Consider the following 16,551-nt stretch of genomic DNA (forward strand, 5'->3'; position numbering starts at 1 on the left):
CCCGTGGGCGATTCACAACCGGGGCGACATGCGCTAGAGGTCAGGGACGCATTGCTCCGGCCGACGACGGGGCAGCATGACAACGGGCTCATCTGCGGGAACGGGCATGGAGTTTTATATTCCGACGGAAACCGGCGAGTTCCTCGCCTTCTGCGCGGCGGCGGTAGCAGCGTTGATCGGCGTCGTCATGCTGTTTGCTCCGCGGCTGACCTTTCGCGCAGCCGGCATCGGTATTGCCGAGGGGCGGCGCGGCGGCCTTGCCGAGGCGCGCTCGACCATGGGCGGCATGCATGTGGGGCTCGGTCTTGCCGCCATTCTGCTCGCCCAGCCGATGGTTTATCTCGCTGTCGGCGCGGCCTTTGCGCTCGCCGCCTTCGGCCGAATCCTCTCGATGATGAGCGACAACGGCAGCACGCTCTACAACTGGGCGGCGCTCATCGTTCAGGCGGCACTCGCCATCCTTCCGCTCGCCTATGTCTTCGGCATGATCTGATTGCGATTGCGGGCTTCCCCGCGATTCACAGCGCAGGACCGAATTTACGGCAAAATTCGGCCAAAGGTGGCCGACTTATGCCGCATTCCTGCCCTTCGCGTGTTGCGAGTCCAAACATCCTATGCTAGACGAACCGCGAATTGCGGGGGAAGTGGGTCGCCAGGCCTCGATATCCTGCAAATTATTGCAGCAAATTCAAGATTTTAAGTTGACGGCCCACCGCCAGCGCAGTTCTTGGATGAAATTGAGAGAAGCTTGTGCCCGTGGCAGACACATCCCAGCTTATTTCCGGTGTTGCAGAAAGATATGCGTCCTCGCTTTTTGAACTCGCGCTCAGCGCCGGTTCGGTCGAGGCAGTCGGTGCGGATCTTACCCGCGTCCAGGCCCTGATCGACGGCAGCGACGATCTGAAGCGGCTGATCGCCAGCCCGGTCTTTTCTGCAGACGACCAGTTCAAGGCCATTTCGGCAGTTGCCGCGAAGGCTGGCATCTCCGGGCTCGTCGGTAACTTCCTCAAGGTCGTTGCCCGCAATCGCCGCCTCTTCGCGCTGCCGGGCATGATCAAGGCGTTCCGCCTGATCGCCGCGCGCCATCGTGGTGAAATTTCCGCCGACGTCACGTCGGCCCATGCGCTCTCCGCGGCGCAGGAAACTGAATTGAAGGCGACGCTGAAGAGCGTCACCGGCAAAGACGTGGCGGTCAACGTCACCGTCGACCCGTCTATTCTTGGAGGTCTGATCGTCAAGGTCGGGTCCCGCCAGATTGACACTTCCCTTCGCACCAAACTCTCTACCCTTAAGCTTGCACTGAAAGAGGTCGGCTGATGGATATCCGCGCCGCGGAAATTTCCGCAATTCTCAAAGATCAGATCAAAAATTTCGGCCAGGAAGCAGAAGTCTCCGAAGTCGGTCAGGTGCTTTCCGTCGGTGACGGTATTGCCCGCGTCTACGGCCTCGACAATGTCCAGGCAGGCGAAATGGTCGAATTCCCGGGTGGAATTCGCGGCATGGCGCTGAACCTCGAAGCCGACAACGTCGGTGTCGTTATCTTCGGTTCGGACCGCGACATCAAGGAAGGCGACACCGTCAAGCGGACTGGCGCCATCGTGGACGTTCCGGTTGGTCCGGAACTGCTCGGCCGCGTCGTCGACGCGCTCGGCAACCCGATCGACGGCAAGGGCCCGATCAACGCCAAGCAGCGCTCGCGCGTTGACGTCAAGGCTCCGGGCATCATTCCGCGCAAGTCGGTGCATGAGCCGATGTCGACCGGCCTCAAGGCCATCGACGCCCTCATCCCGGTTGGCCGTGGCCAGCGCGAACTCGTCATCGGCGACCGCCAGACCGGCAAGACCGCGATCATCCTCGACACGATCCTCAACCAGAAGGCCATTCACGACAATGGTCCGGAAGGTGACAAGCTGTATTGCGTCTACGTCGCAATCGGCCAGAAGCGTTCGACCGTTGCCCAGTTCGTGAAGGTTCTGGAAGAGCGTGGCGCTCTGCAGTACTCGATCATCGTTGCTGCGACCGCTTCCGACCCGGCTCCGATGCAGTACCTCGCACCGTTCGCCGGTTGCGCGATGGGCGAATACTTCCGTGACAACGGTAAGCATGCCCTGATCGGCTACGACGACCTGTCGAAGCAGGCTGTTTCCTACCGCCAGATGTCGCTCCTGCTGCGCCGCCCGCCGGGCCGCGAAGCTTACCCCGGCGACGTTTTCTACCTGCACTCCCGTCTGCTCGAGCGCGCTGCAAAGCTGAACGACGACATGGGCGCTGGCTCGCTGACGGCTCTGCCGGTCATCGAAACGCAGGGTAACGACGTTTCGGCGTTCATCCCGACCAACGTGATCTCGATCACCGACGGCCAGATCTTCCTCGAAACCGACCTGTTCTACCAGGGCATCCGTCCGGCCGTTAACGTCGGTCTGTCGGTTTCGCGCGTCGGCTCGGCTGCGCAGATCAAGGCGATGAAGCAGGTTGCCGGCTCGATCAAGGGCGAACTCGCCCAGTATCGCGAAATGGCCGCCTTTGCGCAGTTCGGCTCGGACCTCGACGCCGCTACGCAGCGCCTGCTGAACCGCGGTGCCCGCCTGACCGAACTCCTGAAGCAGCCGCAGTTCTCGCCGCTGAAGACGGAAGAACAGGTCGCTGTCATCTTCGCAGGCGTCAACGGTTACCTCGACAAGCTGCCGGTCAACCAGGTCGGCAAGTTCGAGCAGGGCCTGCTTTCGTACATGCGTTCGGAAGGCAAGGACATCCTGGAAACCATCCGCAAGGACAAGGCGATCTCCGACGACGTCAAGGGCAAGCTGAAGGCTGCAATCGACAGCTTCGCCAAGTCTTTCGCCTGAGCGGATTTCATTTAGGACGGATAACGGATGCCTTCACTTAAGGATCTGAAGAACCGGATCGCCTCCGTCAAGGCGACGCAGAAGATCACCAAGGCGATGAAAATGGTCGCCGCGGCGAAGCTTCGGCGCGCGCAGGAGGCGGCCGAGGCCGCCCGGCCTTACTCGCAGCGTATGGCTGCCGTTCTCGCCAACATCGCCCAGGCGGTTGGCGCGGACGACAGCGCGCCTGCGCTGATGACCGGAACCGGCAAGGACGATACGCACCTTCTGGTCGTCTGCACGGCTGAACGCGGCCTTTGCGGCGGCTTCAACTCGCAGATCGCCCGTCATGCCCGTGACCACGTTCGCAAGCTGCTTGCAGCCGGCAAGACGGTCAAGATCATCTGCGTCGGCAAGAAGGGCTTCGATATTCTGCGCCGCGAATACGCGTCGCTGATCATCGATCGTGTCGACCTGCGTGAGGTCAAGAAGATCGGCTTTGAAAACGCCGACCAGATTGGCCACAAGATCATCGCGCTCTTCGAAAAGGGCGAGTTCGATGTCTGCACGCTGTTCTATTCTGAGTTCAAGTCCGTTATCGCCCAGATTCCGACGGCTCAGCAGCTGATCCCCGCTTCGGCCGGCCCGGTCGCAGCGGAAGCATCGGATGCTTCGGCTGTCTACGAATATGAGCCGGACGCGGGCGCGATCCTCAGCGATCTCATTCCGCGCAACATTTCGGTGCAGATCTTCCGGGCCTTGCTCGAGAACGTCGCCGGCGAAATGGGCGCCAAGATGAGCGCGATGGATAACGCGACGCGCAATGCTGGTGAGATGATCAACAAGCTGACGCTGAACTACAACCGTCAGCGCCAGGCTCAGATCACCAAGGAACTCATTGAAATCATCTCGGGCGCGGAAGCGCTCTAAGGTCACGAGAAGAGGGTAAGGATTATGGCTAAGGCAGCTACCCCGAAAGAAACCGCAGCGGAGAAGAAGCCCGCTGCACCGAGGAAGGCAGCTTCCGCCAAGACCGCAGCAGCAGCCGCAACCGGCGCTGTCGGTCGCGTAACGCAGGTCATCGGCGCCGTCGTCGACGTCGCGTTCGATGAAGGCCAGCTTCCGCAGATCCTGAACGCGCTGGAAACCGACAACAACGGTAACCGCCTCGTTCTCGAAGTCGCACAGCACCTCGGCGAAAACGCCGTCCGTACGATCGCCATGGACTCGACCGAAGGTCTCGTCCGCGGCCAGTCGGTCACCGACACCGGCGCACCGATCACGGTTCCGGTTGGCGACGAAACGCTCGGCCGCATCATGAACGTCATCGGCGAGCCGGTTGACGAAGCGGGCCCGCTCGTCACCTCGGGCAAGCGCGCCATCCACCAGGAAGCGCCGTCCTACGTCGAGCAGTCGACGGAAGCGCAGATCCTCGTCACCGGCATCAAGGTCGTCGACCTTCTCGCTCCTTACGCAAAGGGCGGCAAGATCGGCCTCTTCGGCGGCGCAGGCGTCGGCAAGACCGTTCTCATCATGGAACTGATCAACAACGTCGCCAAGGCGCACGGTGGTTACTCGGTGTTTGCAGGCGTGGGTGAACGTACCCGCGAAGGCAACGACCTTTACCACGAAATGATCGAGTCCGGCGTTAACAAGCACGGCGGTGGCGCAGGCTCCAAGGCTGCCCTCGTGTACGGCCAGATGAACGAACCGCCGGGCGCCCGCGCTCGTGTCGCTCTGACGGGTCTGACGATCGCTGAAGACTTCCGCGACAAGGGCCAGGACGTTCTGTTCTTCGTCGACAACATCTTCCGCTTCACCCAGGCAGGTTCCGAAGTGTCGGCTCTGCTCGGCCGTATTCCGTCGGCCGTGGGTTACCAGCCGACGCTGGCGACCGACATGGGTCAGATGCAGGAACGCATCACCACGACGACCAAGGGCTCGATCACCTCGGTTCAGGCCATCTACGTTCCGGCCGACGACTTGACCGACCCGGCACCGGCAACCTCGTTCGCCCACCTGGACGCAACGACCGTTCTGTCGCGCTCGATCGCCGAAAAGGGTATCTACCCGGCCGTTGACCCGCTCGACTCGACCTCGCGCATGCTCGACCCGATGATCGTCGGCGAAGAGCACTACGAAGTGTCGCGTAAGGTGCAGACGACCCTGCAGCGCTACAAGGCGCTCCAGGACATCATCGCCATCCTGGGCATGGACGAACTGTCTGAAGAAGACAAGCTGGCCGTTGCCCGCGCTCGTAAGATCGAACGCTTCCTGTCGCAGCCGTTCTTCGTCGCCGAAGTCTTCACGGGTTCGCCGGGCAAGCTCGTCGCTCTCGAAGACACGATCAAGGGCTTCAAGGGCCTGGTCAACGGCGAGTACGACCACCTGCCGGAAGCTGCCTTCTACATGGTTGGCTCGATCGAAGAAGCGATTGAAAAGGCCAAGAAGCTGGCTGCCGAAGCCGCTTGATAGCACTGTTAAGCCTCGGCGCTGCACAAGCGCCGAGGCTTTCATCCTGTCCTTTCGCAAGGATAGGGAAGACATGCACAGCCGCCTCTCAGGTGGCGCGCCCACAAGAAGTGAATGGTCATGGCCGATTTCAACTTTGAGCTTGTTTCCCCCGAGCGCCTGCTCGTCTCCGAAAAGGTGACGGAAGTCGTCATTCCGGCGACCGAGGGCGAGATGACCGTGATGGCCAATCACGCGCCGACGATGACGACGGTGAAGCCCGGCGTGGTCACGGTGAAGCTGGCCGACGGCAAGACGGAGCGCTTTGCGGTGTTTGGCGGCTTTGCCGACATCCTGCCGACCGGCTGCACGCTGCTCGCCGAATCCGCCGTTCATGTCGATGAACTCGACCGCACGGCTCTCGAAAGCCGTATCGACGCGGTTCGTGCCGAGCTGGAAGGCGCCGGCGACGAAAAGAAGACCCGTCTGGAGCAGTTCGTCGCCGAACTGACGAAGCTCGGCGAGATCGTGATCCCGGCCTGAAAGGGACACCCGGAAGGGTGAAGCGAATGAGAAAGCCCCGCCTTCGAGCGGGGTTTTTTGTTGCCTGTTTTGCCCGATCTTGTAACCAATAGCAGCCGGACCGGCCGCTTTAGCCATTCTTCATTAGAGCTGCTGTACTGAGCCGGCATCGTTCAGCCTAGGAAGAGAGACCGCTGGCATGACGTCGAAGATTGTTCCTGTCATCATGGCCGGCGGAAAGGGCACCCGACTGTGGCCGCTCTCGCGCTCAGCCGCGCCCAAGCAGTTCCTGCAGATTCTTTCCGAGCGATCGCTGTTCCAGCAGACGCTCGAACGCGTGGGCGACCGCACGCGATACGAGCCGGCCATCGTCGTCACCAACAGCGACTTTCGCTTCATCGTCGCCGAGCAGGCCCGTACGATCGAGGCTGAGCTCGGCGACATCCTCTTGGAGCCGGTGGCGCGCAACACCGCACCGGCCCTTGCGGCCGCCGCCTTTGCAGTCCTTGGGCGCTACGGCGAAGGGGCGATCATGCAGGTGCTCGCCTCCGATCACGAGATCGATGCCGGCGTCCTCTACGAGGACTGCATCCTGAGAGCGCAGGCGGCCGCCGGGCGGGGAGAGCTGGTGACCTTCGGCATCACGCCGACCGAGCCGGCCACCGGTTACGGCTATATCGAGTGTGGCGACGAGCTGGCCGAAGGTACGAACCGGGTGGCGCGTTTTGTCGAGAAGCCGGATCGGGCGAAAGCCGAGGCGATGATCGCGACCGGGCGCTATCTCTGGAACTCCGGCCTGTTCATGCTGCCGGTGACGCTCTTTCTCGACGAGTTGAAGCGCTTTGCGCCCGAAGTCTTCGACGCAGCGAAGGCTGCCGTCGAAGGTGCCTACAAGGATCTCGATTTCACCCGGCTGCACGGCGAGAGCTTCGCAGCCGCTCCGGATATTTCCGTCGACTACGCCGTGTTCGAAAAGACCGACCATGCAGCCGTTGTGCCGTCGTCCTTCCCCTGGTCGGATCTCGGAAGCTGGGATGCGGTGTGGAAGACCGGGCGCAAGGATGACGACGGCAATGTCGTCACGGACCGGGCGACGGTGTCGAACACCCGCAACTCGCTGGTTCTGTCACGCGACATTCACCTGGCGGTGCAGGGGTTGGAAGACGTGGCCGTCATTGCCGGCGAGGACGCCGTCTATGTCGGGCGGCTGGACGACAGCCAGAGCGTCGGCCATATCGTCAAGGCGCTGGCGCGTTCTCCCAAAACCGCGGCGCTGACGGAGGTGCACCCGACCTCCTACCGCCCCTGGGGCGCGGTGGCCGCGCTTTCCGACGGCGAGCGCTTCTCGGTGAAGCGGCTACGTGTGACGCCCGGCAAGAAAATCTCCCTGCAGAAGCACCATCACCGCGCCGAGCACTGGATCGTCGTGCGCGGCACGGCGGAGGTCACCATGGGCGGCGAGACGCGGCTCCTGCACGAGAACGAGTCGGTGTTCATTCCGCAGGGCACGGTGCACCGGCTGCACAATCCGGGCAAGATTCCGCTGGAGCTGATCGAGGTGCAGACCGGCTCCTATCTCGGCGACGACGACACCGTTCGCATCGAGGACGAATTCGGCCGCAACTAAGCGCATCGCATCGTTGGCGGACCGTGAAACGAAAAATACCCGGGCTGAACCCGGGCATTGAAGTCGGCGCATCAGGACTGATTGGCTCAGCCGGCGACGCGCGCGCTCTCGCCCTTCTGGGCGTAGTAGTGACCGAAGCGGTTGGCGAGGAAGGTGTCGAGGCCGATGTCTTCCTGACGAACGAAACCCTTCTGGGCGATCTTGCCTTCGGCGAGCAGATCGAGCACGGCGCAGATGCTGCCGGCCGTGGTGATCTGGATGCCGCTCTGCATGCGACCGGCAACGACGCCGCTATAGACCTTGTTGGCGTAGGTTTCCTGGATCAGGCGACCGTCGCGGAAGCCCGAAACGGTAACGAAGATCACGACGACGTCCTGGGTGGTGGTCGGCAGCGAATTTTCGAAGATGTCCTTGAGGACTTCGCGGCGGTGACGCAGGCCGAGGTCGTTCAGCAGCGCCTTCATGATGGCGGCGTGACCCGGGTAGCGGATCGTCTTGTAGTTCAGCGTGCGGACCTTGCCCTTCAGCGTTTCGCAGAGCGTGCCGAGGCCGCCCGAGGTGTTGAAGGCTTCGTAGGTGACGCCATCAAGCGAGAATTCTTCGCGTTCTTCCATGGCCGGAACTTCGATCAGGTTGCTCTCAACGATCGCCTCGCAGGGCTCGATGTATTCGTTGATGACGCCGTCGGTGCTCCAGGTGAGGTTGTAGTTCAGAGCGTTCGACGGGTACTGCGGCAGGGCGCCGACGCGCATGCGCACGCTTTCCAGCGTCTGGAAGCGGCTGGCGAGATCGTTGGCGACGATCGAGATGAAGCCCGGTGCGAGGCCGCACTGGGGGATGAAGGCGGTGTTCGCCTTGGCGGCGATCGCCTTGACCTGGCGGGTGGATTCGACGTCTTCGGTAAGATCCAGGTAGTGGATGCCGGCTTCGGCAGCGGCTTCGGCGATTGCGACCGTCAGGTGGAACGGAGCGGCGCTGAGCACGGCGAACTTGCCGGAGAGAAGGGCGACGAGCGCCTTCTTGTCGCCGATGTCGACGGTTGCCGTCGTGATCGCGGCATGCTTTTCGACCTGTTCCAGCTGCTCGGCGGCGCGGTCGGCGACGCAGACGCTGTAGTCGCCGGTGTGGGCCAGCATGCGAGCGATGGTGGAGCCGATCTTGCCTGCTCCGATGACGACGATATTCTTCATTCTTTCCCCCGGGGTATGAGAACTGTTTGTGTCTCTATTGTCGAGGGAGGGGCCGTTGATTTGAAGCGCTAATATGACTAAATCGCCTATCTAAATTCGGCAGATTGCCCAACAGGACAGACGAAATGCAGATCACCGACAAGGATCGCGAGCTTCTCGCCATCTTGAGCGAGAACGCCCGCATGCCGACGGCGACGATTGCCCGAAGGCTTGGTCTGTCGCGCACGACGGTGCAGGCCCGTATCGAGCGGTTGGAGCGCGAAGGCATCATCGCCGGCTATGGCGTGCGCCTCTCGGAAAGCTACGAGAAGGGGCTGGTCAAGGCGCATGTGCTGATCACCATTGCGCCGCGGGCGCTCTCGCGCGTGACCCCGGAACTGAGCGCCATCCGGGAAATCCAGACGCTGCATTCGGTCAGCGGCAGCTTCGACCTGATCGCCGTGGTCGCCGCGATGTCGATCAGCGAACTCGACCTGCTGATCGATCGGATCGGCGAAATCGACGGTGTCGACCGGACGCTGTCGTCGATCATCCTCTCGACGCGGATCGACCGCTAGGCCGTCCTTCGGCTCAAGCGACAAGCGACGCGGCCGTCAGGGTGGGCTAACGGACGGCGCGGATTCCTCTTTGTTGCTACCCGTTCCGTCGGGCACCTTGGCTGGAGCGTTCCAGGCGCTCGGTCCCCGAACGAAACTGCGCAGGCTGCCATCGCCATAGGCGAGCCACTTGCTGCGGTCGAAATATTGTTCGGCAATGTTCTTCGGGCGGGCGCGGGCGGGTTGATTGGCGAGGAAATTGTAGCGCTGCGTCTCCTCGTCGGATTCACGCTTGAGCTGGATGCGGCTGCCGAAGCGCTTGAGGTCGAATTCCCTCAGCGCCTGGATCTGCAAGGTGACGCTGGCCGCATCCGCCCAGCGCACGTGGTCGAGGAACACGGATGCCGCGCGCGCCGCCGCCGTCGTCACCGCCTGGCTGTCCTCCTGGCGCTCGATGTTGAGCTTGACCCGGAACGATGAGATCTCTTCCTCGCCGCTGCCCTTGACGAAGATGAAGATCGAGGAGGGTTTGTCCTCGCCCGGCCGGGGGAAGGAAATGAGCGAGGAGCATTCCCATTGAGCCTGTTCGCCGGCGCTCGATTTCCATTCGAGTTCCCGAAAGCCGGCGTCGCGCAACTCGTCGCAAAGCGCCTTGGGGTCGCTGCGGATGGCGCGCAGGAACGGCTGCTCCGGCGTCTGCAGATCCTGGAAGGTCCAGGCGGGCAGGGCGATGCGCGGTGGCACGCGCCTCGCGCGCTTCGTGCCCGTCGTCTCGTCTGGCTTTCCCCGTTCGAGGAAGGTCGTCGGCAGGCCGAATGCGAGCAGAACCCTTTTCAGATTGCGCTGCTCGTTGGCGAGCAGGGCCGTCGCGACGATGGCGGTGACGATCAGCAGCAGGGCCACGATGAAGAAGCGCAGACCGGTGCTGCGGGCCGGCTTGCCGGCGGGCGTCTTGCCCTTGGCCGTGCTCATGCAGCCTCGCCCGCCCGATGATGGGCGATGAGCTGCGGAGCCTCCAGCGAAGGGCGATCGGTCTGCCGGGTTTCCATGATCTCAGGCTAGCAAGATGTCCAAGCTTTCTTCATCCTCGAAATCCGTCGCGGCGGCAATATGCAACCGCCGATAACCGCGCGGCGACTGTTGCATCTCGGCACAACGCGCCGGTGAATGGTTGTCGGCGTGAACTAAAAAGTTGAAATCCGGAAGCGATTGCATAGCTTGCGTCCGCAGACATTCAAACGGGGCGTACGTTCGTCATGACAGAGCCGACATCCGCAACTCCCTCGATCGACGTACCACTGGTGCACCGGCTGCTCGCGGCGCAGTTTCCGCAATGGTCGGAACTCGACGTACGGCCGATCGACCCGGGCGGCTGGGATAACCGGACGTTTCGCCTCGGCGACCGGATGACCGTCCGGTTGCCGAGCGCCGAACACTACGTTCTGCAGGTCGAAAAGGAACATCGCTGGCTGCCGCTGCTGGCGTCGCAACTGCCGCTGCCCATTCCGGTGCCTCTCGGCAAGGGCGTGCCGGGAGAAGGTTTTCCCTGGCCCTGGTCGGTCTATCGTTATCTCCCCGGGCAAACACTGGCTGTCGAGCGGGTCGACGATGTCAGTCAGGTGGCGAAGGACCTGGCGCGGTTCCTGCGCGCGCTGATGCAAGCGGATGCCATCGGGGCACCCTTGCCCGGCGATCACAATTTCCATAGCGGCGGACCGCCCGCCTTCTATGATGCGCAGACGCGTCAGGCGCTCACGCTGCTTGCGGACAATGTCGATACGACAGTGGCAGCAGAGGTGTGGGAGGCCGCACTTGCCGCGCCTTTCGAAGGAGCGCCTGTCTGGTTTCACGGCGATATCGCCTGGGGCAACCTGCTGGTCGAGAACGGCAGCTTGAGCGGCGTCATCGACTTCGGCACCTCCGGCGTCGGGGATCCGGCCTGCGATCTGGCGATCGCCTGGACGTTTTTCGACGGCGAGAACCGCGAGGTTTTCCGCGACGGCATGGCTCTCGATCGCGGCGCCTGGGCGCGCGGCCGCGGCTGGACCCTGTGGAAGGCGCTGATCGTCCTTGCCGACATGACTGGCGCGCCCGCGAGCGAAAAGGCAAAGCAGCGCGTGGTGATCGACGAGGTGCTTGCGGATCACCGTCGCTACGGCTGAGACCGGTTGGGCGGCGGCCAAGCGCCGACTTGACCCCGGCGCAAATTGCCTCTAGGTCAGGCGCACGCGGGACGACCCGCGTCGGTGTTTCGCCTGGGGACGGCCCCATTATCTCGACCGAGATATTGGAGACGATCGTACCATGCAGCCCCGTAGCCCGCGGCACGTCCGCGTGACCAATTCCTTCATCGAGCAGCCCGATTGCCCCGCCGGAAGCCATCGTTTCGTGGAACGATCTCGGCCGCCGATCGCTTTCCCAACATATTGAAGCGCGCAGGTGGCCGCCTGCGCGCGCCGCCGACGTTTCGTCACCAACGCACGAGGTTGATGATGGCCGGACCCATCGAACAATTTGAGATCAAGTCGCTCTTCCCGATCGCCGAAGTCGGCGGCTACCAGATCAGCTTTACCAACTCGGCCGCCTACATGGTGCTGACGATCGCGATCGCCAGCCTGTTCCTGATCCTGTCGACCAGGAGACGCGGCCTCGTGCCGAACCGGGCGCAATCGGCGGCCGAAATCCTCTACGAGTTTGCGGCGAAAACACTGCGCGACAATGCCGGCGAAAAGGGCATGCGCTTTTTCCCGCTGGTCTTCTCGCTGTTCATGTTCATCCTGACCGCCAACCTGATCGGCATGTTTCCCTATGCCTTCACGGTAACGAGCCATATCGCCGTCACCTTCGCGCTGGCGATGCTGGTGTTCCTGACGGTCACGCTCTACGGCCTCTACCGGCACGGCCTCGGCTTTCTCAGGCTGTTCATGCCCTCAGGCGTGCCGTTGATCCTGGCACCGATCATCATCCCGATCGAGGTGGTCTCCTACCTGTCGCGCCCGGTCAGCCACTCGGTCCGTCTGTTCGCGGTCATGCTCGCCGGTCATATCACGCTCAAGGTTTTCGCCGGCTTCGTCGTGGGCTTGAGCGGTTTCGGCGCGCTGGGCATTCTGGCGGCGATCATGCCCCTGCTGATGACGGTGGCGTTGACGGGGCTGGAGCTGCTGATGGCCCTGATCCAGGCCTATATCTTCACCATGCTGACCTGCATGTATCTCAACGACGCGCTGCATCCGAGCCACTGAAATAAGGCAAGGAGGCTCCCCGCCAAGGGGAGCCTTTTTTTCATTCGGCCGCCACGCGCCGGGCTTCGTTTCGGTAGGTCCGCCAGGACGACCAGGCGAAGGCCATCAGGAACATTGCGGTCATCAGGAGCACGATGGTCGGCGCCGGCGCGCTGTCGATGAAGAAGGACAGATAGACGCCGGTGAAGGACGCCGTCATCGCGATCAGCACGGCGACGATGAGCATCATGCCCATTGTCCGGGTTATCAGGAAGGCGATGGCGCCGGGCGCGATCAGCATGGCGATGGCGAGGATCAGCCCCACCGCCTTCAGCGCACCGACAATCGTCAGCGACAGGATCGCCAGCAGCCCATAGTGCAGCCAGTTGACCGGCAGGCCGACCGCCTTGGCCTGGGCCGGGTCGAAGGCATGCAGCAGGAAATCCCGCCACTTGACCGCGAGGATGCCGGCGGCGACGAGCGCGATCACGCCGGTCTCGACAATGTCCGGCCAGCCGATGCCGAGCATGTCGCCGAAGAGGATGTGATCGAGGTGCACGTCGCTCTGGATCTTGGTGTAGAGCACCAAGCCGAAACCGAACATGCCGGAGAAGACCACGCCCATGACCGTATCCTGCTTGATGCGGCTGTTTTCCTTGAGATAGCCGGTGAGCAGCGCGCAGGACATGCCGGCGGCAAAGGCACCGACGGCGAGCGGCAGGCCGACGATGTAGGAGATCACCACGCCGGGAAAGACGGCATGTGAGATCGCATCGCCCATCAGCGACCAGCCCTTCAGCACCAGGAAGCAGGAGAGCATCGCGGTCGGGATCGCCACCAGCACCGAGATCAAAAGCGCGTTGCGCATGAACTCGAATTCGAACACGGCAAGCATCATGTCGAGCGAGATCATCGGCCGGCCTCCACCGGTTCGGCGCCGCGCCGGCGCGCGGCCAGAAGCCCGTGCTTCGGGGCAAAGACGAAGGCCGTCAGGAAGATCAGCGTCTGCAGCACGATGATGATGCCGCCGGTGGCGCCATCGAGGAAATAGCTGAAATAGGCGCCGAAGAAGCTCGTCAGCGTGCCGATGGCGACGCTGATGAGGATCAGCCGCGGAAAACGATCCGTCAGCAAATAGGCGGTGGCGCCCGGTGTTACGACCATGGCGATGACGAGAAAGGCGCCGACGGTCTGGAGGGCCGCGACCGTGCAGGCCGAAAGCAGCGTGAAGAACAAGACCTTGAGGAAGGTCGTCGGGATGCCGATCGAGCGGGCGTGGCTCTCGTCGAAGAAGGTCACCATCAGGTCCTTCCACTTGGCCGTCAGGATGATGAGCGAGACGATGCCGATGATCGCCAGTTGCAGCGTGTCGGCGGGCGTGATCGCCAGGATGTTGCCGAGCACGATTGTCTGGATGTTCACCGACGTCGGCGACAGCGAGACCATGAAGAGGCCGAGGCCGAAGAAGGAGGTGAAGATCAGCCCGATGATCGTGTCTTCCTTGAGCCTTGTGCGCTGATTGAGAAACAGCATGGCGCCGGCGGCAAGGGCGCCGGAGAAGAAGGCGCCGAGCGAGAAGGGCAGGCCGAGCATGTAGGCGCCGGCAACGCCGGGCACAATCGAGTGCGAGAGCGCGTCGCCGATCAGCGACCAGCCTTTCAGCATCAGATAGGAGGACAGGAAGGCGCAGACGCCGCCGACCAGTGCGCTCACCCACATGGCGTTGAGCATGTAGCCGTAGGTGAAGGGTTCGGAGAGCGTGGCGATCATTTGCCGTTCTGTTCCCCGTTGGTCTCGGGCTTTGCCGGCTGCGCTACCATGCGGTCCTTGTCGCCATACATGACGAGCGGACGCTCGTCGTCGGTGATGACGGCAAGCTGGCGGGGATCGGCGTCGTCGTGCAGGCTATCGCCGCCGAGCACGAAGTGCCGCAGCACGCCGCCGAAGGCCAGCTCGAGGTTCTCGCGGGTGAAGGTCGTCTCGGTCGGGCCATAGGCGAGCACGGTGTTCTTCAGAAGCACGGTGCGGTCGCAGAATTCCGGTACGCTGCCGAGATTGTGGGTCGAGACCAGCATGACCCGGCCCTCGTCGCGAAGGCCGATCAAAAGCCGAATGATCGCGTCCTCGGTCTTGACGTCGACGCCGGTGAAGGGTTCGTCGAGCAGGATGACCTTGCCGTCCTGGGCAAGGGCGCGTGCGAGGAAGACGCGCTTCTTCTGGCCGCCGGAGAGTTCGCCGATCTGGCGCTTGCGGTAGTCGCTCATGCCGACGCGGGCAAGGGCTGCCTCGACCGCTTCGTGATCGACTTTCTTCGGGATGCGCAACATGTTCATGTGGCCGTAACGGCCCATCATGACCACGTCCTCGACCAGCACCGGGAAGTTCCAGTCGACTTCTTCGGCCTGCGGCACATAGGCGACGAGGTTTTTCTTCAGCGCGTCCGGCACGGAAAGACCGAGGATCGCGATCTCGCCGCGCGACAGGCGGGCAAAGCCCATGATCGCCTTGAACAGCGTCGACTTGCCGCTGCCGTTGACGCCGACGAGCGCAGTGATCGTGCCGGTCGGGATCTCGAAGCTGGCGTCACGCAGCGCCCGCAGGCCGTTGCGGTAGGTGACGGTGGCACCCGCGACGCGGATGCCGCTTCCTTGCTCACCGGAAGAAGGTGCTGGCCCGGAGCGCGTCTTCACCTGAAGGTTCATTGTGCAAGACCCTTGGCGATGGTTTCCGATGTGACGCGCAGCAGGTCGACATAGGTCGGAACCGGGCCGTCCGCTTCGCTCAAGGAATCAACGTAGAGCACACCGCCGTATTTTGCACCGGTCTCGCGCGCCACTTGTTCTGCCGGGTCCGGCGAAATCGTGCTTTCGGAGAAGACGACCGGGATATGGTTCGCCCGGACGGCGTCGATCACCTTGCGGACCTGCTGCGGGGTACCCTGCTGGTCGGCGTTGATCGGCCAGAGATAGAGTTCCTTCATTCCGAAATCGCGGATCAGGTAGCTGAAGGCGCCTTCGCTCGAGACCAGCCAGCGCTTGTCCTCGGGGATCTTGGCGATCTCGGCGCGGATCGGTGCAATGGTCGCCTCGATCTTCTGCTTATAGGCCTCGGCATTGGCCTTGTAGGTCTCGGCATTATCAGGGTCATACTTCACGAAGGCGTCGCGGATGTTGTCGACATAGATCAACGCGGCCGATGGCGACATCCAGGCATGCGGATTGGGCTTGCCGGTATAGGGGCCCTCGGCAATGCCCATGGGGTCGATGCCGGTCGAGACGACGACACCGGGAACATCGTCGAAGTTCTGGAAGAATTTCTCGAACCAGCGCTCCAGGTTCAGGCCATTCCAGAGGATCAGCTTGGCGTCATGCGCCTTCAGGATATCGCGCGGCGTCGGCTGGTAGTTGTGGATCTCGGCGCCCGGCTTGGTGATCGATTCGACGATGGCCGCGTCGCCCGCGACGTTCTTTGCCATGTCGGCAATGACCGTAAAAGTCGTCACTGCCTTGAATTTCTCCTGCGCGTAAGCGGCGCCTGGAACGAGCGCAATGGCTGCGACGGCCGTCATTGCCGCCAGGATCGCGCGCCTCGTCTGATCGATCATTCTTTACTCCCAGATGTTGATGCTCACAGGAGTAGGGGAATGATTTGCATAAGTCAATGCAAATGAGAAGCATTCGCAACTGGCTATTTTCAAAGGCCGTGCCCTTGGCTAGTGTACGACCATGAAACAGAACAAGAATCGTGTCGAAGAACTGGAAGGCGTGTTGAGGGATGGCGGCGTGCGCGTGACGCGCCAGCGTGCCGCTATTCTGAAGATCCTCGCCACCGCCGAAGACCATCCGGATGCAAACGAACTGCATCGCCGGGCGAAGGAAATTGACGCCACCGTCTCGCTATCGACCGTCTACCGGACGTTGTCTGCGCTTGAGCAACAGGGCGTGGTGCAGCGCCATGCCTTTGAGAGTGCGACCGCTCGCTTCGAGACCGCCGACGCGCCGCATCACGATCATCTGATCGACATCGACACCGGTGCGGTGATCGAGTTCCGCTCCGACAAGATCGAGCAGCTTCAGGCGGAAATCGCCGCCGAACTCGGCTATGACCTCGTACGTCACCGGCTGGAACTCTACTGCCGCAAGCGCAAGGACTGAGGCGTCGGCAATGGCGCGCCAGACG

The 16,551-nt window shown here is 62.6% G+C and carries 18 protein-coding genes; 11 read left to right on the plus strand and 7 right to left on the minus strand.

Annotated elements, in window-relative coordinates; all coding sequences use genetic code 11:
- The first annotated feature begins 106 nt into the window (after positions 1-106).
- The 7 genes from ASD63_RS25785 (at position 107) to ASD63_RS25815 (ending at position 7,425) form a co-directional block, all read left to right on the plus strand.
- A complete protein-coding gene (locus tag ASD63_RS25785) occupies positions 107-493 on the plus strand; it encodes a hypothetical protein (protein WP_034802512.1) in 387 nt (128 codons plus the stop codon).
- Positions 494-750: 257 nt separating this feature from the next.
- Positions 751-1,317, plus strand: coding sequence for a F0F1 ATP synthase subunit delta (locus tag ASD63_RS25790; protein ID WP_034802509.1), 567 nt, complete (start codon positions 751-753; stop codon positions 1,315-1,317).
- On the plus strand, positions 1,317-2,846 hold the full coding sequence (gene atpA / locus ASD63_RS25795) for a F0F1 ATP synthase subunit alpha (protein ID WP_034802507.1): 1,530 nt from the start codon (positions 1,317-1,319) through the stop codon (positions 2,844-2,846). The genes ASD63_RS25790 and atpA overlap by 1 nt, the downstream gene beginning before the upstream one ends.
- A 27-nt stretch (positions 2,847-2,873) precedes the next feature.
- The gene (locus ASD63_RS25800) at positions 2,874-3,755 is read left to right on the plus strand and encodes a F0F1 ATP synthase subunit gamma (protein ID WP_034802504.1); all 882 of its coding nucleotides are present in this window, start codon (positions 2,874-2,876) and stop codon (positions 3,753-3,755) included.
- A 24-nt stretch (positions 3,756-3,779) separates the two neighbouring features.
- Positions 3,780-5,297 carry a F0F1 ATP synthase subunit beta gene (gene atpD / locus ASD63_RS25805; protein WP_034802502.1) on the plus strand — a complete coding sequence of 506 codons (1,518 nt, stop codon included), beginning with the start codon at positions 3,780-3,782 and terminating at the stop codon, positions 5,295-5,297.
- A gap of 120 nt (positions 5,298-5,417) precedes the next feature.
- Positions 5,418-5,819, plus strand: coding sequence for a F0F1 ATP synthase subunit epsilon (locus tag ASD63_RS25810; RefSeq protein ID WP_034803086.1), 402 nt, complete (start codon positions 5,418-5,420; stop codon positions 5,817-5,819).
- 178 nt (positions 5,820-5,997) lie between these two features.
- Positions 5,998-7,425 (plus strand): mannose-1-phosphate guanylyltransferase/mannose-6-phosphate isomerase, encoded by a 1,428-nt coding sequence (locus tag ASD63_RS25815; RefSeq protein WP_034802500.1) that lies wholly within the window; start codon positions 5,998-6,000, stop codon positions 7,423-7,425.
- 86 nt (positions 7,426-7,511) lie between these two features.
- Here the strand turns inward: ASD63_RS25815 and ASD63_RS25820 are convergent, their stop codons facing one another.
- Positions 7,512-8,615, minus strand: coding sequence for a saccharopine dehydrogenase family protein (locus tag ASD63_RS25820; RefSeq protein WP_034802496.1), 1,104 nt, complete (start codon positions 8,613-8,615; stop codon positions 7,512-7,514).
- A 125-nt stretch (positions 8,616-8,740) separates the two neighbouring features.
- Between ASD63_RS25820 and ASD63_RS25825 the strand changes: the two genes are divergently transcribed.
- Positions 8,741-9,172, plus strand: a complete 432-nt coding sequence (locus ASD63_RS25825) for an Lrp/AsnC family transcriptional regulator (RefSeq protein WP_034802493.1) — start codon at positions 8,741-8,743, stop codon at positions 9,170-9,172.
- Between the two features lie 36 nt (positions 9,173-9,208).
- On the opposite strand, the gene ASD63_RS25830 is transcribed toward ASD63_RS25825, so the two are convergent.
- Together ASD63_RS25830 and ASD63_RS35285 are read right to left on the minus strand one after the other, a co-directional pair.
- Positions 9,209-10,123 (minus strand): DUF6030 family protein, encoded by a 915-nt coding sequence (locus ASD63_RS25830; protein WP_051659628.1) that lies wholly within the window; start codon positions 10,121-10,123, stop codon positions 9,209-9,211.
- Positions 10,124-10,204: 81 nt separating this feature from the next.
- Entirely contained in the window at positions 10,205-10,366 is a 162-nt protein-coding gene (locus ASD63_RS35285) for a hypothetical protein (RefSeq protein WP_156553009.1), read from the minus strand.
- Positions 10,367-10,407: 41 nt separating this feature from the next.
- On the opposite strand from ASD63_RS35285, the gene ASD63_RS25835 reads away from it, so the two are divergent.
- Together ASD63_RS25835 and ASD63_RS25840 are read left to right on the plus strand one after the other, a co-directional pair.
- Positions 10,408-11,313 carry an aminoglycoside phosphotransferase family protein gene (locus ASD63_RS25835; protein ID WP_034802488.1) on the plus strand — a complete coding sequence of 302 codons (906 nt, stop codon included), beginning with the start codon at positions 10,408-10,410 and terminating at the stop codon, positions 11,311-11,313.
- A gap of 330 nt (positions 11,314-11,643) precedes the next feature.
- Positions 11,644-12,393 carry a F0F1 ATP synthase subunit A gene (locus ASD63_RS25840; RefSeq protein ID WP_089044351.1) on the plus strand — a complete coding sequence of 250 codons (750 nt, stop codon included), beginning with the start codon at positions 11,644-11,646 and terminating at the stop codon, positions 12,391-12,393.
- 40 nt (positions 12,394-12,433) lie between these two features.
- Here the strand turns inward: ASD63_RS25840 and ASD63_RS25845 are convergent, their stop codons facing one another.
- From ASD63_RS25845 to ASD63_RS25860, 4 genes are read right to left on the minus strand one after another with little or no spacing between them, the layout of a single operon-like run.
- Complete coding sequence (locus ASD63_RS25845) at positions 12,434-13,285, minus strand: metal ABC transporter permease (RefSeq protein ID WP_034802483.1); 852 nt, start codon at positions 13,283-13,285, stop codon at positions 12,434-12,436.
- Entirely contained in the window at positions 13,282-14,142 is an 861-nt protein-coding gene (locus tag ASD63_RS25850) for a metal ABC transporter permease (protein ID WP_034802481.1), read from the minus strand. Before ASD63_RS25850 ends, ASD63_RS25845 begins: the two co-directional genes overlap by 4 nt.
- Positions 14,139-15,074: a manganese/iron ABC transporter ATP-binding protein gene (locus ASD63_RS25855; RefSeq protein ID WP_034802478.1), complete on the minus strand. Its 936-nt coding sequence runs from the start codon at positions 15,072-15,074 to the stop codon at positions 14,139-14,141. The genes ASD63_RS25850 and ASD63_RS25855 overlap by 4 nt, the downstream gene beginning before the upstream one ends.
- Positions 15,071-15,976, minus strand: coding sequence for a metal ABC transporter substrate-binding protein (locus ASD63_RS25860; RefSeq protein ID WP_034802475.1), 906 nt, complete (start codon positions 15,974-15,976; stop codon positions 15,071-15,073). Before ASD63_RS25860 ends, ASD63_RS25855 begins: the two co-directional genes overlap by 4 nt.
- Positions 15,977-16,097: 121 nt before the next feature.
- Here ASD63_RS25860 and ASD63_RS25865 point away from each other — a divergent pair, with 121 nt between their 5' ends.
- Positions 16,098-16,526, plus strand: a complete 429-nt coding sequence (locus ASD63_RS25865) for a Fur family transcriptional regulator (protein WP_034802472.1) — start codon at positions 16,098-16,100, stop codon at positions 16,524-16,526.
- Positions 16,527-16,551: the final 25 nt, after the last annotated feature.

The sequence above is a fragment of the Ensifer sp. Root558 genome (genome assembly GCF_001427045.1).
In the GTDB taxonomy this organism is placed as follows: Bacteria; Pseudomonadota; Alphaproteobacteria; order Rhizobiales; family Rhizobiaceae; genus Ensifer; species Ensifer adhaerens.